General features: G+C 56.2%; 1 rRNA gene. It reads left to right on the top strand.

The window, feature by feature from the left end:
• Positions 1–214 precede the first annotated feature (214 nt).
• Positions 215–3,321, top strand: a 23S ribosomal RNA gene (locus tag EZM51_RS20340).
• The last annotated feature ends 112 nt before the right edge of the window (positions 3,322–3,433 follow it).

Here is a 3,433-nt window from a genome sequence, read left to right as displayed (position 1 = left end):
GGCATGGTTTGCCGGTTGGGTGTGGGGGTTCTGGCCGTCTGTTGAGAACTACATAGTGGACGCGAGCATCTTAGAAGCAGCCTTCGGGCTGTTTCACAATAGGTGAAACGCCAAGGTTGGGTGCCTTTCGGGGTGCCCTTGTTTTGGTGTTCACTGGTCAATTTCTCACCCATGCTCTTTCGGGGGTGTGGGTGTGCGATTCGAACTCATGTGATTTCAAGTTTCTAAGAGCAAACGGTGGATGCCTTGGCATCTGGAGCCGAAGAAGGACGTCGTAATCTGCGATAAGCCTCGGGGAGCTGATAAACGAGCTGTGATCCGAGGATTTCCGAATGGGGAAACCCCGCTGGGCCCTTTGGGTGACCTGGTGACTCCCGCCTGAATGTATAGGGCGGGTAGAGGGAACGTGGGGAAGTGAAACATCTCAGTACCCACAGGAAGAGAAAACAACCGTGATTCCGTGAGTAGTGGCGAGCGAAAGCGGAAGAGGCTAAACCGGTCATGTGTGATACCCGGCAGGGGTTGCATGGTCGGGGTTGTGGGACCTTTCGGACTGTACTGCCGTGCAGTCACGGTGACGCGTCAGGTATAGACGAACCGGATTGAAAGCCGGACCGGAGTGGGTGTGAGTCCCGTAGTCGAAATGCCTGGCCGGCCGGAGAGGTATCCCAAGTAGCACGGGGCCCGAGAAATCCCGTGTGAATCTGTCAGGACCACCTGATAAGCCTAAATACTCCCAGATGACCGATAGCGGACAAGTACCGTGAGGGAAAGGTGAAAAGTACCCCGGGAGGGGAGTGAAATAGTACCTGAAACCGTTTGCTTACAAACCGTCGGAGCACCCGTGTTGGTGTGACGGCGTGCCTTTTGAAGAATGAGCCTGCGAGTTAGTGATCTGTGGCGAGGTTAACCCGTGTGGGGCAGCCGTAGCGAAAGCGAGTCTGAATAGGGCGTTTCAGTCGCAGGTCCTAGACCCGAAGCGAAGTGATCTATCCATGGCCAGGTTGAAGCGACGGTAAGACGTCGTGGAGGACCGAACCCACTTCAGTTGAAAATGGAGGGGATGAGCTGTGGATAGGGGTGAAAGGCCAATCAAACTTCGTGATAGCTGGTTCTCTCCGAAATGCATTTAGGTGCAGCGTTGCGTGTTTCTTGCCGGAGGTAGAGCTACTGGATGGCCGATGGGCCCCAACAGGTTACTGACGTCAGCCAAACTCCGAATGCCGGTAAGTGAGAGCGCAGCAGTGAGACGGTGGGGGATAAGCTTCATCGTCGAGAGGGAAACAACCCAGACCACCGACTAAGGTCCCTAAGCGCGTGCTAAGTGGGAAAGGATGTGGAGTTGCACAGACAACCAGGAGGTTGGCTTAGAAGCAGCCACCCTTGAAAGAGTGCGTAATAGCTCACTGGTCAAGTGATTCCGCGCCGACAATGTAACGGGGCTCAAGCACGCCACCGAAGTCGTGGCATTACCGCATATCGATAGGCCTTCGTGGTCCAGTCGTGGTGATGGGTAGGAGAGCGTCGTGTGGCGAGTGAAGCGGCGGTGTGAACCAGCCGTGGACGCCACACGAGTGAGAATGCAGGCATGAGTAGCGAAAGACGGGTGAGAAACCCGTCCTCCGGAAGACCAAGGGTTCCAGGGTCAAGCTAATCTGCCCTGGGTAAGTCGGGACCTAAGGCGAGGCCGACAGGCGTAGTCGATGGACAACGGGTTGATATTCCCGTACCGGCGAAGAACCGCCCACACGAGACCAGAAGTGCTAAGCATCCCAAGCCCTGTCCGACCCTTCGGGGAAGGGTGGGGGGCGGCATGCGACCCCGTCTGGTGGAGTGAGCGTATTAACAGGTGTGACGCAGGAAGGTAGCCGAACCCGGGCGATGGTTGACCCGGGGCAAGCGTGTAGGCCGAACCGTAGGCAAATCCGCGGTTCACCAAGGCTGAGACGCGATGCGGATGAAAAGTTGGTGATCCTATGCTGCCGAGAAAAGCATCGACGCGAGGTTCCAGCCGCCCGTACCCCAAACCGACTCAGGTGGTCAGGTAGAGAATACCGAGGAGATCGAGAGAATCGTGGTTAAGGAACTCGGCAAAATGCCCCCGTAACTTCGGGAGAAGGGGGGCCCGAAGCGTGAACCCACTTGCTGGGGGAAGCGTGGAGTGGCCGCAGAGACCAGTGGGAAGCGACTGTTTACTAAAAACACAGGTCCGTGCCAAGTCGCAAGACGATGTATACGGACTGACGCCTGCCCGGTGCTGGAAGGTTAAGAGGACCGGTTAGCCGCAAGGCGAAGCTGAGAATTTAAGCCCCAGTAAACGGCGGTGGTAACTATAACCATCCTAAGGTAGCGAAATTCCTTGTCGGGTAAGTTCCGACCTGCACGAATGGCGTAACGACTTCCCAGCTGTCTCAACCGCGAACTCGGCGAAATTGCATTACGAGTAAAGATGCTCGTTACGCGCAGCAGGACGGAAAGACCCCGTGACCTTTACTACAGCTTGGTATTGGTGTTCGGTGTGGCTTGTGTAGGATAGGTGGGAGACTTTGAAGCGGGCACGCCAGTGTTCGTGGAGTCATTGTTGAAATACCACTCTGGTCACTCTGGATATCTAACTTCGAACCGTGATCCGGTTCAGGGACAGTGCCTGGTGGGTAGTTTAACTGGGGCGGTTGCCTCCCAAAGAGTAACGGAGGCGCCCAAAGGTTCCCTCAACCTGGTTGGCAATCAGGTGGCGAGTGTAAGTGCACAAGGGAGCTTGACTGTGAGACTGACAGGTCGAGCAGGGACGAAAGTCGGGACTAGTGATCCGGCAGTGGCTTGTGGAAGCGCTGTCGCTCAACGGATAAAAGGTACCTCGGGGATAACAGGCTGATCTTGCCCAAGAGTCCATATCGACGGCATGGTTTGGCACCTCGATGTCGGCTCGTCGCATCCTGGGGCTGGAGTAGGTCCCAAGGGTTGGGCTGTTCGCCCATTAAAGCGGTACGCGAGCTGGGTTTAGAACGTCGTGAGACAGTTCGGTCCCTATCCGCTGCGCGCGTAGGAAATTTGAGAGGATCTGACCCTAGTACGAGAGGACCGGGTTGGACGAACCTCTGGTGTGCCAGTTGTTCCGCCAGGAGCACCGCTGGTTAGCTACGTTCGGGATGGATAACCGCTGAAAGCATCTAAGCGGGAAGCCGGCCTCGAGATGAGATTTCCATACCCTTCGGGGTGAGAGGCTCCCAGCCAGACGACTGGGTTGATAGGCCGGATGTGGAAGACAGGACTAACGACTGTCGCAGCTGACCGGTACTAATACGCCGATAACTTGACAATCACCACACACACCACGTTTGCAAAGGCTGTGGTGTGTGGCCCAAAGATTGCTCGCGTCCACTCTGTGGTTCCCAACAGACGGAAACCCACAACACAACACAGAACACACCCC

The organism is Agromyces sp. H66, assembly GCF_004959775.1.
Classification (GTDB): domain Bacteria; phylum Actinomycetota; class Actinomycetes; order Actinomycetales; family Microbacteriaceae; genus Agromyces.
Note: the sequence above shows the minus strand (reverse complement) of the source record. Positions and strands in the feature narration are given on the sequence as shown.